The 19,277-nt window shown below is 69.8% G+C and carries 20 protein-coding genes; 8 read left to right on the forward strand and 12 right to left on the reverse strand.

Annotated elements, in window-relative coordinates:
• Window positions 1-1,133 (forward strand): adenylosuccinate lyase (purB, locus tag AS96_RS09830; protein WP_036289100.1); only part of this gene is annotated, 1,133 nt, incomplete at its 5' end.
• Between the two features lie 18 nt (window positions 1,134-1,151).
• Here the strand turns inward: purB and AS96_RS09835 are convergent.
• The 4 genes from AS96_RS09835 to AS96_RS09850 all read right to left on the reverse strand — a co-directional run bounded on the left by AS96_RS09835 (window position 1,152) and on the right by AS96_RS09850 (window position 3,716).
• A complete protein-coding gene (locus AS96_RS09835; RefSeq protein WP_005051738.1) occupies window positions 1,152-1,487 on the reverse strand; it encodes a hypothetical protein in 336 nt (111 codons plus the stop codon).
• Window positions 1,484-2,176: a hypothetical protein gene (locus AS96_RS09840; protein ID WP_036289130.1), complete on the reverse strand. Its 693-nt coding sequence runs from the start codon at window positions 2,174-2,176 to the stop codon at window positions 1,484-1,486. Before AS96_RS09840 ends, AS96_RS09835 begins: the two co-directional genes overlap by 4 nt.
• Before the next feature lie 109 nt (window positions 2,177-2,285).
• A complete protein-coding gene (locus AS96_RS09845; RefSeq protein ID WP_036289101.1) occupies window positions 2,286-2,723 on the reverse strand; it encodes a hypothetical protein in 438 nt (145 codons plus the stop codon).
• 12 nt (window positions 2,724-2,735) lie between these two features.
• A complete protein-coding gene (locus AS96_RS09850; protein ID WP_036289102.1) occupies window positions 2,736-3,716 on the reverse strand; it encodes a Gfo/Idh/MocA family protein in 981 nt (326 codons plus the stop codon).
• Window positions 3,717-3,783: 67 nt separating this feature from the next.
• Between AS96_RS09850 and AS96_RS09855 the strand changes: the two genes are divergently transcribed.
• A complete protein-coding gene (locus AS96_RS09855; RefSeq protein ID WP_036289132.1) occupies window positions 3,784-4,707 on the forward strand; it encodes an NADP-dependent oxidoreductase in 924 nt (307 codons plus the stop codon).
• 51 nt (window positions 4,708-4,758) lie between these two features.
• Here the strand turns inward: AS96_RS09855 and AS96_RS09860 are convergent, their stop codons facing one another.
• Window positions 4,759-5,127 carry a sterol carrier family protein gene (locus AS96_RS09860; RefSeq protein WP_036289103.1) on the reverse strand — a complete coding sequence of 123 codons (369 nt, stop codon included), beginning with the start codon at window positions 5,125-5,127 and terminating at the stop codon, window positions 4,759-4,761.
• Between the two features lie 54 nt (window positions 5,128-5,181).
• Between AS96_RS09860 and purD the strand changes: the two genes are divergently transcribed.
• Entirely contained in the window at window positions 5,182-6,456 is a 1,275-nt protein-coding gene (gene purD, locus AS96_RS09865) for a phosphoribosylamine--glycine ligase (RefSeq protein ID WP_036289104.1), read from the forward strand.
• A 55-nt stretch (window positions 6,457-6,511) separates the two neighbouring features.
• Here purD and AS96_RS09870 read toward each other — a convergent pair whose 3' ends face one another.
• Both AS96_RS09870 and AS96_RS09875 read right to left on the reverse strand, forming a co-directional pair.
• Complete coding sequence (locus AS96_RS09870; RefSeq protein ID WP_036289105.1) at window positions 6,512-7,996, reverse strand: MFS transporter; 1,485 nt, start codon at window positions 7,994-7,996, stop codon at window positions 6,512-6,514.
• Window positions 7,993-8,625: a PadR family transcriptional regulator gene (locus AS96_RS09875; RefSeq protein ID WP_036289107.1), complete on the reverse strand. Its 633-nt coding sequence runs from the start codon at window positions 8,623-8,625 to the stop codon at window positions 7,993-7,995. The genes AS96_RS09870 and AS96_RS09875 overlap by 4 nt, the downstream gene beginning before the upstream one ends.
• A gap of 88 nt (window positions 8,626-8,713) precedes the next feature.
• Between AS96_RS09875 and AS96_RS09880 the strand changes: the two genes are divergently transcribed.
• The 3 genes from AS96_RS09880 to AS96_RS09890 all read left to right on the forward strand — a co-directional run bounded on the left by AS96_RS09880 (window position 8,714) and on the right by AS96_RS09890 (window position 11,657).
• The gene (locus tag AS96_RS09880) at window positions 8,714-9,040 is read left to right on the forward strand and encodes a hypothetical protein (RefSeq protein WP_036289108.1); all 327 of its coding nucleotides are present in this window, start codon (window positions 8,714-8,716) and stop codon (window positions 9,038-9,040) included.
• A gap of 7 nt (window positions 9,041-9,047) precedes the next feature.
• Window positions 9,048-9,995, forward strand: coding sequence for a phosphoribosylaminoimidazolesuccinocarboxamide synthase (locus AS96_RS09885; protein WP_036289109.1), 948 nt, complete (start codon window positions 9,048-9,050; stop codon window positions 9,993-9,995).
• 306 nt (window positions 9,996-10,301) lie between these two features.
• The gene (locus AS96_RS09890; protein WP_036289110.1) at window positions 10,302-11,657 is read left to right on the forward strand and encodes a uracil-xanthine permease family protein; all 1,356 of its coding nucleotides are present in this window, start codon (window positions 10,302-10,304) and stop codon (window positions 11,655-11,657) included.
• 65 nt (window positions 11,658-11,722) lie between these two features.
• On the opposite strand, the gene AS96_RS09895 is transcribed toward AS96_RS09890, so the two are convergent.
• From AS96_RS09895 to AS96_RS09915, 5 genes are all read right to left on the reverse strand, one after another.
• Window positions 11,723-12,736 carry a LacI family DNA-binding transcriptional regulator gene (locus AS96_RS09895; protein ID WP_036289111.1) on the reverse strand — a complete coding sequence of 338 codons (1,014 nt, stop codon included), beginning with the start codon at window positions 12,734-12,736 and terminating at the stop codon, window positions 11,723-11,725.
• 3 nt (window positions 12,737-12,739) lie between these two features.
• Window positions 12,740-14,248 carry a GH1 family beta-glucosidase gene (locus AS96_RS09900; protein WP_036289112.1) on the reverse strand — a complete coding sequence of 503 codons (1,509 nt, stop codon included), beginning with the start codon at window positions 14,246-14,248 and terminating at the stop codon, window positions 12,740-12,742.
• A 29-nt stretch (window positions 14,249-14,277) separates the two neighbouring features.
• On the reverse strand, window positions 14,278-15,195 hold the full coding sequence (locus AS96_RS09905; protein ID WP_036289114.1) for a carbohydrate ABC transporter permease: 918 nt from the start codon (window positions 15,193-15,195) through the stop codon (window positions 14,278-14,280).
• A complete protein-coding gene (locus tag AS96_RS09910) occupies window positions 15,192-16,292 on the reverse strand; it encodes a carbohydrate ABC transporter permease (RefSeq protein WP_036289117.1) in 1,101 nt (366 codons plus the stop codon). The genes AS96_RS09905 and AS96_RS09910 overlap by 4 nt, the downstream gene beginning before the upstream one ends.
• 86 nt (window positions 16,293-16,378) lie before the next feature.
• Complete coding sequence (locus AS96_RS09915; RefSeq protein ID WP_036289120.1) at window positions 16,379-17,653, reverse strand: ABC transporter substrate-binding protein; 1,275 nt, start codon at window positions 17,651-17,653, stop codon at window positions 16,379-16,381.
• A 344-nt stretch (window positions 17,654-17,997) separates the two neighbouring features.
• On the opposite strand from AS96_RS09915, the gene purS reads away from it, so the two are divergent.
• Both purS and purQ read left to right on the forward strand, forming a co-directional pair.
• Window positions 17,998-18,243, forward strand: a complete 246-nt coding sequence (gene purS / locus AS96_RS09920; protein WP_036289123.1) for a phosphoribosylformylglycinamidine synthase subunit PurS — start codon at window positions 17,998-18,000, stop codon at window positions 18,241-18,243.
• Window positions 18,240-18,947, forward strand: a complete 708-nt coding sequence (gene purQ, locus AS96_RS09925; protein ID WP_036289127.1) for a phosphoribosylformylglycinamidine synthase subunit PurQ — start codon at window positions 18,240-18,242, stop codon at window positions 18,945-18,947. Before purS ends, purQ begins: the two co-directional genes overlap by 4 nt.
• Window positions 18,948-19,277 lie beyond the last annotated feature (330 nt).

The following is a 19,277-nucleotide window of genomic DNA, read 5'->3' on the forward strand; positions in this document are numbered from 1 at the left end:
CCACCGAGTCGGTGACCCGCCACGACGTGAAGGCTGTCGAGTATCTGGTGCGCGACCGCCTGCACACACTCGGCCTCGACGCCGTCGCCGAGCTCACCCACTTCGCGTGCACCAGCGAGGACATCAACTCGGCGTCATACGCCCTGACGGTCAAGCGTGCCGTCGAGAACGTCTGGCTGCCGAAGCTGCGCGCCGTGATCGACGCGCTGGCGGCGCTCGCTCACGAGCACCGGGATGCCGCGATGCTCTCGCGCACCCACGGCCAGCCGGCCACCCCGTCGACGATGGGCAAGGAGCTCGCCGTCTTCGCCTGGCGGCTGGAGCGTGTGGCCGCGCAGATCGCCGGCGGCGAGTACCTGGCGAAGTTCTCCGGCGCCACCGGCACCTGGTCGGCGCATCTGGCCGCCGCCCCCGACGTCGACTGGCCCGAACTGTCCCGCGCGTTCATCGAGGGCCTCGGCATCGACTTCAACGTGCTGACGACGCAGATCGAATCGCACGACTGGCAGGTGGAGCTGTACGACCGCGTGCGTCACGCCGGCGGCATCCTGCACAACCTCGCAACCGACATCTGGACCTACATCGCGATGGGCTTCTTCGCGCAGATCCCGGTCGCCGGCGCCACCGGCTCGTCGACCATGCCGCACAAGATCAACCCGATCCGTTTCGAGAACGCCGAAGCGAACTTCGAGATCTCCGGCGGCCTGTTCACGACGCTGGCGTCCACCCTCGTCACCAGCCGTATGCAGCGCGACCTCACCGACTCCACGACGCAGCGCAACATCGGCGTCGCGTTCGGCCACTCCCTGCTCGCTCTCGACAACCTGCAGCGCGGGCTCACCGAGATTTCGCTCTCCCGCGACGTGCTCCTCGCCGACCTCGACGCGAACTGGGAGGTGCTCGCCGAGGCGATCCAGACGGTGGTGCGCGCGGAGATCGTCGCGGGACGGTCGCAGATCACCGACCCCTACGCCCTGCTGAAGGAGCTCACGCGCGGACGCCGCGTCGGCGGCCCCGAGCTGGCGGAGTTCGTGCGCACGCTCGACATCGGCGAGGACGCGAAGGAGAGGCTGCTGGCGCTCACGCCGGCCGGGTACACCGGCCTGGCGGACGAGCTCGTCGACCGGGTCTGAGCGCGCGTCTCGACGTGCTCAGCGGCGTGGCGCGGCGCCGTCGTCCGTGGCGTCGGGGGATGCCTCGGCATCCGTGTCGTCCATGAGCACACCGTGGTCGATCTCGCCGCCCATCTTCGCCGGATCGATCGCGAGCATGCACAGCGCGATGATGACCAGGGTCGCGATGAAGGCGACACCGGCGACGACCAGAGAGACCACGACGACGTGCACACGCTCGTCGCCGGTGAGGTCCTGGAAGAACCCCATCGAGACGAGCGTGACGAGGCCGGAGAACACGGCGGCGGCGAAGGCGAAGCCCAGCAGCTGCACCGGCTTGAGCAGATCACGACGGGTGGGACGCGGCTCGCTCATGCGGATCCTCCTGAACGGGTGCCGTCCTCGGCGGCGGGGCGTCGCGGCGAGAGGCCGGCGATGCCGAGGAAGACGGCGATGATGGCGGCATAGCCGCCGAAGAGGCCGACACCGATGGTGATGCCGGTCAGGGTGAAGGAACGCCCGGCCTCGGAGATGAAGTACTCCAGGCTGTACGCGGGGTTCACCAGAAGCAGACCGACACCGAGCGCGATGGTGAGCGCACCCGCGAGCACGCCGTCGCGCCCCTCGTCGCGGCGCTCGCTGCGAAGGACGCCCACGAGGGACGCGGCGCTGCGGCGCTGCCGGATGCCCGCGATGAGCTCGGCGACACCCGCGATCAGCGCCCACGCGATGACGACGACGAAGAACAGCCCCGTGGAACGCAGCCCCGGGATGCCGGTGGCCATCCCCGCGAGCAGGGTCAGCACCCCGAGCAGGATCGGAACGGAACGACGCTCGCGCGGGAAGGCGAGCCACGCGCCGATTAGGAGCACGAGCGCGGTGGCGATCGCCCACCCGCTGAAGACGGCGAGACCGACGGATGCCGAGTGGTCGGGCGAGAAGGTCACCATCACGGCGGCGAGGGCCGCGAGGAGGGCGCGACCGAGCTGCACATGACGCACATCGAAGGTGCGGGTCGCTCCTGCGCCGTGGGTACGGGTGGGAGCGGGGGCGTCGTCGGACACGTCGGACTCATCGGATCGGGGACGGTGGAACCCCACCAGTCTAGGTCGTCGCCCGCGCCGATCCGGCGCCGTCCGGCGCCGTCCCCCGGCGAACGCCGGTGGTGCGCGCTCAGCCCACCGATCGGGCGACGAGCTCTCGCAGCGTCTTTTCGACGGCCGGTGTCACGGCGACCACGGCGAACGAGGTCGCCCACATGTCACCGTCGTCCAGCAGCGCGTCCTCCTGGAAGCCCACCGTGCCGTATCGCGTGTCGAACTTCGATGCCGGCTGGTAGAAGACGACCACCTTCCCCTCGCGGGCGTAGGACGGGAAGCCGTACCAGGTCTTCGGCGCGAGCTGCGGCGCTTCCTCGGTGACGACGCGGTGCAGCAGTGTGGCCACCTCCCTGTCGGTGCCGGTCAACGCGTCGATCGCCGCGATGCACGCCTCGAGCTCCGCGGCCTGTTTGGCGGCGCCCTTCAGCCCCTTCGTGGATCGCAGCTCTTCGGCGCGCTGCGCCATCGCCGCACGCTCATCGGCGCTGAAGCCGCTCTTGGTGTCACTCATGAGTTTCTCCTGTCACTGGGGCCGCGGGGCGGGGAGCTGCTCGGCACCGGCACGGATCGCCTCGACCGCGCGCAGCACGTCGAGGCTGCGCCGCTGGTCGGCAGACGCATCGTCATCTCCGCGGACGAGCTGGGCGAAGCGGGCCACCTCGAAGCGCATGTTGTTGTCGGGGCCGTCGATCTCGATCTCCTCGTGCACGCCGGAGAACAGGTCGAGCGTGATCCGGCGCGGCGCCGTGATCTCATCGATCTCGATCGTGCCGAGCTCGCCCTGGATCTCGTTCGGTCGACGCGAGGCGCCGATCTTGGAGAACGCGATCTGCACGACGGAGCCGTCGTAGGAGAGCACGGCCGCACCCGCGCCGTCGGCACCGGTCGCGATCGTCGCCGTCGCTCCGACCACCGCACGCGGCGCACCGAACAGCTCGATCGCGGCGCTGAGCGGATAGACACCCAGATCGAACAGCGCCCCGCCCGCGAGCGCCGGGTCGAAGATGTTCGGCGTCTCCCCGGCCAGGACGAGGTCATACCGCGCCGACCGCTGGCTCTGACCGAACGACACCAGCCGCACCGTTCCCACCTGGGGCAGCAGGGCACGCAGGCGGGTCATGCCCGGGTCGTACGCGTTGCGCATGCCCTCGAACACGACGACCCCACGGGCCTGGGCAGCCTCGACGAGGCGGGCGAACTCGTCCGCCGTCGGTGTCGCCGGCTTCTCGAGGAACACGTGCACGCCCGCCGCGATGGCCGCGTCGGCCTGCGCCGCGTGGGCGCCGTTCGGCGACCCCACGTAGACGGCATCCACCTCGCCGGAGGCCAGCAGAGCATCGAGGTCGGTGCTCACACCGTCGATGCCGAGCCGATCGGCGAACGCGCGACCGCGCGCCGCGTCGCGGGAGAACACCACGTCGATGCGGATGCCGGGCGTCTGCGCGACGGCATCGGCGAACTTCTCGGTGATGGTGCTGGTGCCGATCGTGGCGAGTCTGATCACGCCCCCAGAATAGGCGCGAGGCTCGTCCGGAGGAATGGATGCCGGGCGCGCATGGTTGGGATCGAGCATGAAGGCACTTGTCTATTCGGATTTCGGCGGCAACGACCGCTTCGAGCTCACCGATCGTGAGGAGCCGCACGTCGGTCCCGACACCCTGGTGGTGAGGGTGGTCGCCGCCGGGATCAACCCCGTCGACTACAAGATCCGTGAGGGCTACCTGCGCGGCCTCATCGACACGCGTCTTCCCGTCGTGCCCGGCTGGGACGTCGCCGGCATCGTCGAGAAGACGGGACTGGACACCCCCGAGTTCGCCGTGGGCGACGCGGTGCTCGCCTACGCACGCGCCGACATCGTCGAAAACGGCTCGGTCGCCGAGTTCATGCCGGTGCCGGTGCGCACCGCCACCCTCAAGCCGGAGGGCCTGTCGTTCGAGGATGCCGCCGCCCTGCCGCTGGCCGGGCTGACCGCTCTGCAGACGCTCGAGCGTGCCGGAGTGGGCGCGGGCCAGAACGTGCTGATCCACGGCGCCGCGGGCGGCGTGGGATCGTTCGGCGTGCAGCTCGCGCGCCGGCGCGGTGCCCGCGTGGTCGGCACGGCGTCTGCGCGCAACCACGACTACCTCCGCGAGCTGGGCGCCGAGCCCGTCGTCTACGGCGAGGGTCTCGTGCCCGCGGCCCGAGAGATCGCCCCCGAGGGGTTCGACGTCATCATCGACTTCGTCGGCGGCTCGACGCTGGACTCGACGCCCGACCTGCTCGCCGAAGGCGGCGTCGTCGCCTCGATCGCCGACGCCCGTGCGCGCACCGAGTTCGGCGGCCACTACGTGTGGGTGCGTCCGAACGCATCGCAGCTCGGTGAGCTGGCTGAGCTCGTCGCGGCAGGCGAGCTGCGCGTCGAGATCGCCGCGACGTACCCGCTCGACGAGGCTGCCGCGGCCTACGCCGCTCTCGAAGAGGGCCACACGCGCGGCAAGATCGTCGTCACCGTCTGACCGCGCAGGAGCCTCTCCGTCCGCTCCGGCGTCTCTCCGGCCGCTCCGGCGTCAGGGACGCAGCGGCAGCAGGGGCGCGAGGTCGGCCCGGGTGCCGGACGCGAGAATGCGACCGGCATCCAGGGCATCGGCCCACGACTCGGCACCGGTCGCCAGCGCAATCCAGGTGGGCGCATCGGTCTCGACGACGTTCGGCGGCGTACCGCGCGTGTGCCGCGGGCCTTCGACCACCTGCACCGCACCGAACGGCGGCACCCGCACTTCGACGGTGTTGCCGGGGGCTTTCTCGACCAGCAGCTGCAGGAGGTACCGCACGGCGGTCGCCAGCTCCGTGCGCGGCGGTGTCACCTCGGCATCCCTCGCCGCGGTGACAGCGGCGAGGGCTTCACGACCGTCGGCGGTGGAGATCTTGCGGGCCATGCCTCCACGCTAGCCCGCACTCACGACGCGGCGGCCCGTCGGTAGGCTGGCCGGGTGCGCATTCTCGTCCTCGGTTCCGGTGCCCGCGAGCACGCCATCCTCCTCGCTCTGAAGGGGGAGAACGCGGGCCACGACCTGTTCGCGGCCCCCGGCAACGCCGGCATCGCCGCCGACGCCACGATCGTCGCCGCCCTCGATGCCAACAGCCCCGCCGCGGTGACCGAGTATGCCAACGACCACGACATCGACCTCGTGATCATCGGCCCCGAGGCGCCGCTGGTCGCGGGAGTCGCCGACGCCCTGCGGGAGCACGGCATCCCGGTGTTCGGCCCCGGAAAGGCCGCGGCGCAGCTGGAGGGCTCGAAGGCGTTCGCGAAGCGGATCATGGATGCCGCCCACGTGCCCACCGGTCGGGCGACGCGGGCCACGACCCGCGCCGAGGTCGAAGCCGCCCTCGACGCCTACGGCGCGCCGCACGTCGTGAAGGCCGACGGGCTGGCCGCCGGGAAGGGCGTCGTCGTCACCGACGACCGCGAGGCGGCGCTCGCGCACGCCGATACGTACCTTCCCACCGGTCCCGTGCTGGTGGAGGAGTTCCTCTCCGGCCCGGAGGTGTCGCTCTTCTTCGTCAGCGACGGCGACACGGTGCGCGCGCTCAGCCCCGCGCAGGACTTCAAGCGCGCGTATGACGGTGACACGGGCCCCAACACGGGCGGCATGGGCGCGTACTCGCCGCTGCCCTGGCTGAGCGACGACTTCGGCAGCGAGGAGGCGTTCGTCGCCGAGGTGACCCGCACGGTCGCCGAGCCGGTCATCCGCACGCTGGATGCCGAGGGCACCCCTTTCATCGGTCTGCTCTACGCGGGACTCATCCTGACCGCCGACGGCATCAAGGTCATCGAGTTCAACGCCCGCTTCGGCGACCCCGAGACCCAGGTCGTGCTCGCCCGTCTGACCAGCCCTCTGTCGCGACTGCTGATGGCGGCGGCATCCGGCACGCTCGAGGACGAGCCGGCACCGGAGTTCGCCGACACCGCCGCGATCACCGTGGTGCTCGCGAGCGAGGGCTACCCCGAGGCGCCGCGTACCGGGCGGGTCATCACGGGGCTGGATGCCGCGGCATCCGTCCCGGGAGTGCACCTCGCCCACGCCGCGACGGCGGTGAGCGGCGACGAGCTGGTGGCGACGGGGGGACGCGTGCTCAATGTCGTGGCGACCGGTTCCTCGTTCGGCGCCGCGCGCGACCAGGCGTATGCCGCTCTCGAGCGGATCGGCCTGGAGGGCTCGCACTACCGGCGCGACATCGCCGCCCGGGTGGCGCTCGACTGACGAGTCGTGTCGTCGTCGGGCCTCACCGGGCGGCGATGGGCGATGCCGCGCGCGCTCAGCGCTTGACGAGGTGCGGCGGGCGCTGCATGAACAGCACGGCGACGACGCCGATCAGCAGCACGATCGCCGGCAGCAGGATCGTCTGCGCCATGGCGTTCGAGAAGCCGTCGACGACGAACGCGGGCAGCTGGCCCGCACCGAAGTCGCCGCCGGCGTTCGAGGCGCCCGGCAGGTTCGCCTCGAGACGCGACTGCATGAACGCGGCGATCGCCGCCGAGCCGAGCACCGAACCGATCGTGCGCGTCGTGTTGTAGATGCCCGCGCCGGCGCCGGCCTGGCGCGGCTCGAGGTTGCGGGTCGCCGTGGTGGCCAGCGGCCCCCACATGCCGGAGTTTCCGACGCCCATCAGGAACGAGGGCAGCAGGAACATCCAGATCGGAGTGTCGGCGTGCATCAGCGAGGAGTACCAGAAGAGCGATCCGGCGACCAGCAGCAGCCCCGGCGCCAGCAGGACGCGGGCGTCGACCCGGTCGAGCAGCCGGCCGGTCAGCGGCGAGAGCACACCCGCGGCGACGGCCATCGGCACGAGCAGGAGCGCCGATTCGGTGGGCGTGAGACCGCGCGCCAGCTGCACGAAGAACATGAGCGGCAGCGACATGCTCGTCACCGTGAAGCCGACCGTGGCGATCGTGAAGTTCGACACGGAGAAGTTGCGGTCGCGGAACAGTCCGAGCGGCACGAGCGGCTCGCTGCGGGTCTTCGCCTGCTGCCAGATGAAGAGCGCCATGACCACGACGCCGCCCGCGATCATCGTCCAGACCCAGGCGGCCCAGTCGAAGTGCTCACCCTCCTGCAGACCGAAGACGATGAGGAACAGGCCGACCGCGCTCAGGACGACCCCGACCAGATCGAAGCGGTGGGGGTGCGTCTCGAGGTTCGGGACGAGCATCCACGCGAGGACGAAGCCGATCACGCCGACGGGCAGGTTGACGAAGAAGATCCACTCCCAGCCGAGGCCGTCCACGAGCAGGCCTCCGGCGAGCGGCCCGACGAGCATGGCGACCCCGGAGGTCGCTCCCCACAGGCCCATCGCGGCGCCGCGGCGCTGGGGCGGGAAGGTGCGGGTGATGACGGCCATCGTCTGCGGGGTCATGAGTGCGGCACCCAGGCCCTGGATCGCGCGGAAGACGATCAGCATCTCGAGGGATCCCGACAGGCCACAGCCCAGGGATGCGAGCGTGAAGATCGCGAGGCCGATGAGGTAGATGCGCTTCGGTCCGAATCGATCACCCAGACGGCCGGTGATCAGCAGGGGCACGGCATACGCCAGGAGGTAGGCCGACGTGACCCACACGACATTGTCGAGGTTGTTGGTGGACGGGTCGAGGGCCGCCTTGATGGCGGGGTTGGCCACCGAGACGATGGTGGTGTCGACCAGGATCATGAAGAACCCGATGACGAGCGCCCAGAGGGCGGGCCACGGGTTGCGTTCGGGGGTGGGTGCGGGCGCGGTCACATCGCGCGTGCGTTGTTCGGTCATGAGCGTGCGGCTTCTCTCTGTGCCAGATAGCGATCGGTTTTCTCGTGTGATCCCCACACGAAGTCGGGGTGGGCGAGCCGTTCCAGCAGGTCGGCGAGCCAGTCGTGGTCGGCGGCGAGCAGGGCGCGCTCGCGATCGATCTCGATGAGGTACTGCTCGATGACGGATGCCGGCCCGGTCTTGCTCTCGCGCGCATGGGCGATGCCGTCGGCGAGCTCGTCGCGCGCACGGGCGAGATGCTCCCGACGGGTCGACAGCAACGCCACGACGTCCTCGCGGGGGAGATTGTGCGCCTCGGCCAGCGCCACGCGGAACTCGACGTGCCGGTCCAGGAGCGGAAGCTCCCGGCGCACCCAGTCCTGGACGACCTCGTGGCCGGCATCGGTGAGGGTGTACGTCGTGCGCTCCGGCCGGTTGCCGTCCCGATCGACGCCGACCTCGGCGAGCAGACCGGACTTCTCCAGACGTGCGACGGTGTGGTACATCGTGCCGTTGGTCACCGACACGATGCGATCGTCGTGACGGTGCCGCATCAGCCGGATCATCTCGTAGGGGTGCATGTCGTCCTCGCGCAGCAGCGCGAGCACCATCACTCCCAACGGTGTGAGCCGGTCCACGGCGCTCTTCACGACTGTTCTCCTCCGCCGCTTGTTATTCCATCTTGATTAGTCCACATGGACTATATGCTGATTTGTCACGGCGCGCTACGGTCTGCTCATGACGACCGAGGCGCGCGCGGCGTTCGACGACATCGCCGCCGAGTACATGGTGCTCCCGGGCGTCGACATCGGCCCGATGTTCGGCAGCGAGGGCCTGCGCATCCGCGGGAAGGTGTTCGCGTTCATGGGCTATCGGTCGGGACTGATCGCGAAGCTGCCCGAAGAGAGGGTCACCGCGCTCGAGCAGACCGGCAGGGCGGAACGGATGACCATGCGCGGCCGCGCGATGCGCGAGTGGGTCTTCGTCGGACCGGATGCCGTGGAGCTCTGGCCCGACGTCGTGGCGGAGGCCTACGCGTTCGTCGACCGCATCACCCCGCGATAATGGACGCGTGACCGACGCCTCCTCGCCTTCCGCCGCGCCCGCCGATCTGCCCGGCTGGACCCACGTCTACTCGGGCAAGGTGCGCGACCTGTACCGCCCCGCGGAGGGTGGCCCCGCGCCGGCGGAGCGCATGCTCGTCGTCGCGAGCGACCGGGTCAGCGCCTTCGATCACGTGCTGAGTCCCGGCATCCCGGGCAAGGGTGAGCTGCTCACGACGCTCAGTCTGTGGTGGTTCGATCAGCTCTCCGGCGCCGACGGCGGACGGCGCATCCCGAACCACCTCGCCGCGACCCACGCGCTCGTAGCCGCGTCGGACGATGCGGTGGATCTGGTTCCGGCCGCCGTCGTGGGGCGCGCGATGATCGTGCGCACCCTCGACATGCTGCCCATCGAGTGCGTCGTGCGCGGCTACCTCACCGGATCGGGGTGGAAGGAGTACGTCGCCGAGGGGACGGTGTGCGGCATCCCCTTGCCTGCCGGCCTGCAGGACGGCGACCGTCTGCCCGAACCGCTGTTCACCCCGGCGTACAAGGCGCCGATGGGCGAGCACGACGAGAACATCTCGTTCGCGCGCGCCGAAGAACTGGTCGGCGCCGAGCGGGCCGCGCAGCTGCGCGACCTGTCCCTCGGGATCTACCGCCGCGCGGCGGCGACCGCGGAGGCGAAGGGCCTGATCCTCGCGGACACGAAGTTCGAGTTCGGGGTGGATGCCGACGGCGTGCTCACCCTGGCCGACGAGGTGCTCACGAGCGACTCGTCGCGCTACTGGGATGCCGCCGCCTGGGCGCGCGGGACGACCCCCGCCGAGCGGATGGCGAGCTTCGACAAGCAGATCGTCCGCGACTGGCTCGCCGCGGCCTGGAACGGGCAGGGGACGCCGCCCGAGCTGCCCGCCGAGATCGTCGAGCGCACGGCCGCCAAGTACCGCGAACTGCTCGAGAAGCTGACCGACTGACGGGGAAGCGCGTTTCGACTCGCTGCGCTCGCGGGGCGACCGGAGAGGTGAGCGCGCGGCGTAGCCGCGCGTCGAAACGCCCGGACGTGGTGGCGGCGTCGGTCGCCTCGGTGCTCGATGCCACGCGGCAGGCCGTGACACCTCAGCATCTGCCGCGGGGCGAGCGCAACTGAGAGGGGAGCGCTCTTTCACGGCGCGCGTCCGCGGCTCACAGCCCGCTCCCAGGTAGCCTGACCTCGGCATCCGCCGACCGCCCCACCCCGCCCACCGCACGGCTGAACGCCCCGCCGAAGAAGGAGCACGAGCATGCCCATCTGGACCCAGCACGGAGACGGCCGCACCGTCGAGCCCGGCGCCGTCGTCAAGCCGCACGAGCGGCTCGGGTGGCCCGCAACGGTCGCGATCGGCGCGCAGCATGTCGTCGCCATGTTCGGCGCGACCTTCCTCGTGCCGCTGCTGACGGGCTTCCCCGTGTCGACGACGCTGCTGTTCTCCGGCGTCGGGACGATCCTGTTCCTGCTACTGACCGGCAACCGCCTGCCGAGCTACCTCGGCAGCTCGTTCGCGTTCATCGCTCCGATCCTCGCGCTCGGCCCCGGCGACGGCAAGGCGCTCCAGACGGGCGAGCAGATCAGCCAGGCGCTGCTGGGCGTGTTCGTCGCGGGCGTGTTGCTGGCCGGCATCGGCTTCCTCGTGCAGGCCACCGGCACCGGCTGGATCGAAAGGCTCATGCCGCCCGTGGTCTCGGGCGCGATCGTGGCTCTGATCGGCCTGAACCTCGCCCCCGTGGCGTGGACGAACTTCCAGAAGGACGCGCTGCTCGGTGCGATCACGCTGGCCGCCTGCATCCTGTTCGCCGTGTTCTTCCGCGGGTTCCTCGGGCGCATCTCGATCTTCCTCGGCGTCGTCGTCGGCTACGTCGTCGCCGCGATCCTCGGCCGGGTGGACTGGTCCGGCGTCGCGGATGCCGCGTGGATCGGCCTTCCGCAGTTCCATTTGCCGGCGTTCGGCGACGCGCACGCGTGGGCGATGCTGCCGATGTTCCTGCCGGTGATCCTCGTGCTCATCGCCGAGAACGTCGGCCACGTCCGCGGCGTCGCGACGATGACCGGCGATCCCTCGATCAACAAGCGCACCGGGCGCGCGCTCATCGCCGACGGCATCGCGACCACGATCGCCGGCGTCGGCGGCGGCTCGGGAACCACGACCTACGGCGAGAACATCGGCGTGATGGCCGCCACCCGCGTGTACTCGACCGCGGCCTACTGGGTCGCCGGCATCGTCGCGATCCTGCTGGCCTTCTCCCCGAAGATCGGCGCGGTCATCTTCGCGATGCCCGCGGGCGTGCTCGGCGGCGTCACGACCGCCCTCTACGGCCTCATCGGCGTCATCGGCATCAAGATCTGGGTCGACAACCAGGTGGACTTCTCGCGCCCGGTCAATCAGTACACGGTCGCCGTGGCCTTCGTCATCGCCATCGCCGGTTTCACGATGAACCTCGGCACGCTCAGCTTCGGCGCAATCGTGCTGGGCACCGTGGCCGCTCTCGTCATCTACCACCTCGGCAACGCGATCGCCCGAGCGCGCAAGACCGGCGCGGACGACGGCGGCCCCATCGTCCCCATCGGCCCGCTCGGCGGCGATCCCGAGAACGTCGGCTGACGCTCGGCGCCGGATCGACGGACGCGTGGCGGCGCCGAGCGACGGGGCGCCCGGCGGATGCCGGGTCAGGCGGAGTCGCGGACGATGAGCTCCGTGGGCAGGATCGTCACACGATCGGGTGCACCGCCCGAGAGGATCGACAGCAGCACGTCAGCCATCCGCTGCCCCTGCTCGTGCGATGGCTGGCGCATCGTGGTGAGCTGCGGGTTGACCGTGCGCGCAACGGGCGAGTCGTCGAAGCCCACGATCGCGACATCCTCGGGCACGCGGATGCCCGCGCGGCCGAGCGCCGCGAGCGCACCGCGGGCCATGAGATCGCTCGCGACGAAGAGCGCGTCGAACTCGACGCCCGCATCGAGGATCCGCTGCATCGCGGCGGATCCGCCGTCGGCCGTGAAGTTGCCGTCCTCCTCGGCGACCGGCTCGAGCCCCGCGGCGGCGAGGGCATCGCGGAAGCCCACGAGACGGTCGACGCCGGCGGGCATGGTGACGGGGCCGGCGATCGTCGCGATCCGGCGGAAGCCGCGACCGATCAGATACTCCGTGGCCTCGCGTCCCCCCGCCACGTTGTCGACGTCGACGTAGTAGTCGCGTTCGCGCTCCCGCACCGGGCGACCGCCGTAGACGACGGGGACGACGTTCGCGATGCGGTCGATGAACGTGTCGCTCGTGTGGTGCGAGACGACGATGGCGCCGTCGACGGCGCCGCTGCGCACGTACGCCGAGGTCTTGTCGCCCGGATCGTCGCTCGCGATGATCAGGTTGAGCACGTACTCAGACCGGCTGAGCCGCCTGTTGATGCCCGACACCACCGATGCGAAGAACGGGTCGCCGAAGAAGCGCGTGGTGTCTTCGGGCACGACGAGGGCGATCGCCATCGTGGCACGACTCGCGAGAGAGCGCGCGGCCCGATTGGGCACGTAGTTCAGCTCCGCGATGGCGCGCCGCACCGCTTCCAGCGCCGCCGGGCTCACGGCCGTGGAGCCGTTGACGACGCGGGAGACAGTCGACCGCGACACTCCCGCGGCGGCCGCGACCTCTTCGAGCGTCGGGGCGACGCGCGGAGTGTCGATGGTCACGGGCTACCTCTGAAGAGTCGAGATCGGAGCGCCGGGATGCGAGACGGCCCCGGAGACCGGAACCGCCGCGTCGTCGAGTGCGCGGGCGGCGATGACCCGACGATACTCCAGCGCACTGTCTTTCGCGGTGCGCACCTGGGTGTCGTAATCGACGTGGACGATCCCGAAGCGCTTGGCGTATCCCCACGCCCACTCGAAGTTGTCCAGGAGCGACCAGTAGAAGTAGCCCCGCACATCCACGCCCGCATCGGCGGCGTCGAGGATCGCGTCCAGATGGGCGAGCAGGAACTGCGTGCGCTCGAGGTCGTGCACGCGGGCGACGCCGTCCTCGACGACGAGCTCGTCGTCGTAGGAAGCGCCGTTCTCGGTGACGTACAGGGCGGTGCCGGCCGGCTGGGCGTACTCGTCCCACACCCGCTGCAGCAGACGGGTCAGCCCCTCGGGCTGCACCTCCCAGTGCATGTTGGTGCGCGGCAGGCCACGATCGTGCCAGTAGATCCCCTCGAACGACGGGAAGGGGGATGCCGCGGGCCGGTCGGTCGGCGCGTCGCCCGGCAGCGGTGGCTGCGGGTCGGGTGCGCCACCCACGAACTCGCCGTGGTAGTAGTTCACCCCGAGCGCGTCCAGCGGCTGCGAGATGGTGTTCAGGTCGCCCGGCTGATTCGCCGTCTCGAGCGCGTCGATGGCGGCGGGTGCGACGGCACGGATGTCCTCGATCACGTCAGCGGGGTACTCGCCGCGGAAGATCGGGTCGAGGAACCACCGGTTGAACTGCCCGTCGATACGGCGGGCGGCATCGGCATCCGCGGCATCCGTGGGGTCGACGGCGTCAGCCACCGTGAGGTTCAGCGTGATGCCGAGGCGCAGATCGGCGTCGCGCTCACGCAGCTCGCGCACGACCGCCCCATGGCCGAGCATGAGGTGGTGGGCGGCGAGCACGCCATCGGTCACGCTGTAGCGGCCCGGCGCGTGGATGCCCGCGGTGTAGCTCAGGAAGGACGAGCACCAGGGCTCGTTGAGCGTCGTCCAGTTCTGCACCCGGTCGCCCAGCGCGTCGTGAACGCTCAGCGCGTACTCGAGGAACTGCTCGCTCGTCGAACGAACGGTCCAGCCGCCCTTCTCCTCGATCGCCTGCGGCATGTCCCAGTGATACAGCGTGAGCCACGGCAGGATGTCGTTGGCCCGCAGCTCGTCGACCAGGCGCTCGTAGAAGTCGAGCCCCTTGCGGTTGACCGGCCCCCCGTCGGGGCGCACGCGCGACCAGGAGACCGAGAAGCGGTAGGTGTCGAGTCCGAGGTCCTTCATCAGGGCCACATCGTCGCGGAAGCGGTGGTAGTGATCGCACGCGACGTCACCGTTGTCGGCGCCGATCACGGCGCCGGGCACGCGGCTGAAGGCGTCCCAGATGGATGCCGTGCGGCCGTCTTCGAAAGCAGCGCCTTCGATCTGGTAGGCGGCGGTGGCCGCGCCGAAGAGGAAGCCCTCCGGGAAGGAGCGGGAGAACTCTGTCATGAGTCGACCTTTCTGAAGCGGTCGGGCGCTCAGCCCTTGACCGCGCCTTGCATGATGCCACTGACCAGCTGCTTGCCGGCGAAGACGAACAGGATCAGCAGCGGAATCGTGGCCAGAAGCACGCCCGCGAGCACGATCGAGTAGTCGATGAAGTAGTTGGACTGCAGCAGCGACAGCGCCACGGGCAGCGTTGGGTTCTGCCGGTCGAGAACGATGAACGGCCAGAAGAAGTTGTTCCACGCCGACACGAAGGTGAACAGCGCAAGCATGGCAGCGGCGGGCCGCGCGGCCGGCAGGCCGACGGTGAGGAAGGTGCGGAACGAGCTCGCCCCGTCCACGCGGGCCGCCTCGATCAGCTCGTCGGGCACCGCCTGGCGCAGGTACTGCGTCATCCAGAACACGCCGAACGCGCTCACGAGGGCGGGCACGATGATCGCGCCGAGCTGACCGGTCCAGCCCATCTCGCTGAACAGGATGTACAGCGGCACGACGCCCAGCTGGGTGGGCACGGCCATCGTCGCGATGACGAAGACCAGCAGCCAGCTCGATCCCTTGAACTTCAGCTTGGCGAACGCCCACCCGGCGAGCGTCGAGAAGAAGACGACCGAGAGGGCGATCAGGCCGGAGCTGACGATCGAGTTCCACAGGGCCACCCAGAAGTTCACGGCCGGATCGTTCATGACCTTCGCGGCGTTGGCGAAGAAGTTGCCGCCCGGGATCCACGACATGTTCGGGTCGCGGATCGTGTACGAGTCGCCGGAGCCGATCAGCAGCGACCAGTAGAACGGGAAGAGGCTGCCGACGAGCACGGCGGCGAGGCAGGCGTAGACGATCCAGCCCGGACGGGTGCCCTTCACGTGGCGCGGACGGTGCTTCTTCTCGCCTCCGCCCGGGGTCGGCAGCGCGTCGTCGGCGATGGGGACGGCCTGTTCGTTGAGGACGCTCATCGCGTCACCTCCGCTGATTCGTTCGTGCGACGGGGTTCGGATGCCGCCGCACGATCGGCGGCGACGGCGGCACGGGCTGCGCGTCGGGCGGCGCGCATCTGTGACCGGGTGAGGGTGTTGCGGCTTCCTTCGTCGCGCACCAGGTTGCGGGTGATGAAGAGGTTGATGACGCCGATCACCAGGATGATGATGAAGAGGATCCAGGCCAGCGCGGCGGCGCGGCCCAGGTTCCACTGTCCCCAGCCGAGGTCGTAGAGCCAGAGCGAGATCGTCAGCCACTGGTTGTTCGCGCCGCCGGTGCCGGTCTGGTCGTACATGCGCGGCTCGTCGAAGATCTGCAGGCCACCGATGGTGGACGTGATGATCACGAAGATCAGGGTGGGGCGCAGGCTCGGCAGGGTGATCGCGAAGAACTGGCGCACCTTTCCGGCACCGTCGACCGTCGCGGCCTCGTAGTAGTCGCGCGGGATGGCCTGCATCGCCGCCAGCAGGATGAGGGTGTTGTAGCCGGTCCAGCGGAAGTTCACCATCGTGGCGATCGCGATGTGGCTGGCGAAGGTGTCGGAATGCCACATGACGGGAGGCAGCCCGATGCTGCTCAGCCAGGTGTTGATGATGCCGTACTGGTCACCGAACATGTTCGAGAAGATCAGGGCCACGGCGACCGGGGCCATGACGTAGGGGACGAGCACGCCCATGCGCCAGAAGGTCTTGGCGCGGATGTTCTGATCCAGCAACGCCGCGATGAACACGGCGGCGATGAGCTGCGGCACCGACGACAGCAGGAAGATGCTGAAGGTGTTGCGCAGCGCCGCCCAGAACTTCGGGTCGGAGATCACGGTGGCGTACTGGTCGAACCCGACGAACGTACCGGAGTTTCGCACCAGGTCCCAGTCCATGAAGGAGATCACCGCGGTGTACCCGATCGGGAAGAGCCCGACGACGAGGAACAGGATGAAGAACGGGGAGATGTACAGGTACGGCGAGAGCTTGAGGTCCCACGAGCTCAGCCGGCTGCCGAAGCCGATCCGTTTCGGCTGACGCGCGGCGATGGCGGCGGTGCCGCGCACGCGCGTGGAGGTTCTGGTGGTGTCCACTCTTCCGTCCTTCGATCTCGTGGTTGAGGCAGGGAGCGGGCCCGGGAGGGTCCCCCGGGCCCGCTGTCACATGTCTGCCGTCGTCCTTACTTGATGGCGGCGACTTCCGTCTGCCACTGCGCCCATGAGGCGGCCTTGTCCTGCGTTCCCTCTTCGACGCGGGTCAGAGCCTTCTGCATCGCGTCGTTGATCTGGAAGTAGAACTGGCCCTTGAAGGGCGAGACGGTGACCGCGTTGGCGCGGTCGGTGAGGATCTGGCCCACCGGAGCGTTGTTGAAGAACTCGTTCTTCGAGCTCAGCAGCGTGTCGGACTTCATCGCGTCGACCTGGCTCGGGAACGTGCCGGCCGCCGCGAACGCCTTGAGCTGCGTCTCGGGGCTGGTCAGCCAGTCGGCGAGCTGCTGGGCAGCCGCGACGTTCTTGCCGTTGGCGGGGACGGTCAGGTACGAACCGCCCCAGTTGCCGCCGCCGCCGGGGAAGACGTTGGCGATGTCCCAGCCCTTGACGTCCTTGGCGTTACCGGAGATGACACCGAGCATCCACCCCGGGCAGAGCATCGTCGCGAACGAGCCGTTGGACAGACCGGCCATCCAGTCGTCGGACCACTGGCTGAGGTGGGCGGACTGCGTCTTGGCGGCGTCGAGCACCTGGTTGTAGATCGTCTCGACCTGCGGGTCGATGGTGATCTTGCCGTCCGAGGGGTTCTCGTACGCGGCCTCGACCTGGTTGATCATGCCCTGGTAGGTGCCGCCGGCGGAGTCGAAGAACGCCTTTCCGGTCGCGGCGGTGTACTTGGCACCGGTGTCGAAGTAGGTCTTCCAGTCGCCGGTGAGCAGCTTCGCGACCGACTCGCGGTCGGTCGGCAGGCCCGCCGCGGCGAACAGGTCGGAGCGGTAGCAGACGCCCTCGGGACCGATGTCGGTGCCGTAGCCGATGAGGTTGCCCTTGGGGTCGGTGGCGGCCTTGGTCTTCCAGTCCAGCCAGCGGCTCTTCAGGTCGGCGGGGACCGGGGCGAGCAGGTCGGAGTACTTCATGACCTCGGGCAGCCAGTCGACCTCGATGGCCTCGATGTCGGCGAGACCCGTCTTGCCGAGCTTCTGGAAGTAGTTGGCGCGCGCGTCGTTGCTCGTGGCCGCCTTGTTGTGCACGATCGTGACGTTGGGGTGCTCCTTCGTGTACTCGGCGAACAGGGCGTCCGAGTATCCGAAGTCGTTGAAGGTCGCAACGGTCAGGGTGACCTTCTCGTTGGGGTCGGCCGTGGCTGCTCCGCCGCCGCCACCGGCGCAGCCGGCGAGGACGAGGGCGGAGGTGGTCGCGACGCCGGCCACGAGGCCGATGCGCCGCAGTGCGCGTGTGTTCACGTGTCACTCCTTTGTGGATGTGTTTCAGGTGCGTGGGTTGCGTTCCCGTCTCCCCGCGTTACCGCGTCGCTATCGGAATGGGAGCGCTCTCACCGGACACCGACGACGTTATGGGATCGCTCCCAGGAATGCAAGGGAGCGCTCCCATGAGCCGATCACGGTTGCGTAACGGCGGCCGTGGCAATTCGCTGGCTTCCGCGTCGCCCGGCGTCGCGGAGGCAACGGATGCCGAGGTCGGGATGCCCGTAGACTGTGGGCGACCCCTTCCCTCCCGTGGCGCGCCGGCTCCGGCATCCGTCGGCGGGACGACCCCGCGGCCGTCAGGCGGCCCTCAGGAGGACCGAATGCCCACCATCGTCGTCGATGTCATGCCCAAGGCCGAGCTGCTGGACCCGCAGGGCAAGGCCGTCGCCGGCGCCCTCGGCCGCCTCGGCGTGGAGGGCTTCTCGGCCGTCCGCATCGGCAAGCGCTTCGAGCTCACCGTCGACGTCGCCGACGAGAAGACCCTCGAGACGGTGCGCACCCTGGCCGACGAGGTGCTCTCCAACGCGGTGATCGAGGACGTCGTGGGCATCGAGGTCGTCGAATGACCGCACGCATCGGCGTCATCACCTTTCCGGGCTCGCTCGACGACGGCGATGCCCAGCGGGCGATCCGCCTCGCGGGCGCCGAGCCCGTCGCCCTCTGGCACGGGTCGCACGACCTCGAGGGCGTCGACGCGCTCGTGCTGCCGGGCGGCTTCAGCTACGGCGACTACCTGCGCGCCGGTGCGATCGCCGCGCTCGCACCGATCATGACCGAGGTGAAGGACGCGGCCGCCAAGGGCATGCCCGTGCTGGGCATCTGCAACGGCTTCCAGATGCTCGTGGAGGCTCATCTGCTGCCGGGCGGTCTGATCCGCAACGCCCACCAGCAGTTCATCCGGCGCGACCAGCGCCTGCGCGTGGAGAACGCGTCGACCGCGTGGACCTCGGCGTTCGAGACCGGCCAGGAGATCACCATCCCCCTCAAGAACGCGGACGGCGGCTACATCTGCTCGGCCGAGACGCTGAAGCGAATCGAGGGCGACGGACTCGTCGCGTTCCGCTACCTCGGCGTGAACCCCAACGGCTCGCTGGACGACATCGCGGGTCTCACGAACGAGCACGGCAACGTCGTCGGCCTCATGCCCCACCCCGAGCATGCGGTGGAGCCGGGCTTCGGCCCGAACACCCCCGACGCGATGCGCTCGGGCGTGGACGGCCTGGGCTTCTTCACCTCGGCGATCGCCGCCGTGGTGGGTGCCGCGACCTGAGCGCCGCCGCCGCTGCTGCTGCTGCCATCGCCGCCGCTGTCATCGCCGCCGCCATGCCGAACTGCAAGGCCCCGCGGGCGACACGCGGGTGAGGTTCGCCGGCGAGCGGCGTGTTGCGCGGCATCCCTTGCAGTTGGGTCGCGGGTGCGGCGACGTGGGGCGGTCGCGGGCGAAGCTCGGGTGGGGCGCGGGCGCCGCGGTCTGAGCGCCGTCGCCATGCCGAACTGCAAGGCCCAGCGGGCGACACGCGGGTGAGGTTCGCCGGCGGGCGTCGTGTTGCGCGGCATCCCTTGCACTTGGGTCGCGGGTGCCGCGCGGGCGCGGCGGGGG

Source organism: Microbacterium sp. MRS-1, assembly GCF_000585455.1.
GTDB classification, from domain to species: Bacteria; Actinomycetota; Actinomycetes; order Actinomycetales; family Microbacteriaceae; genus Microbacterium; species Microbacterium laevaniformans.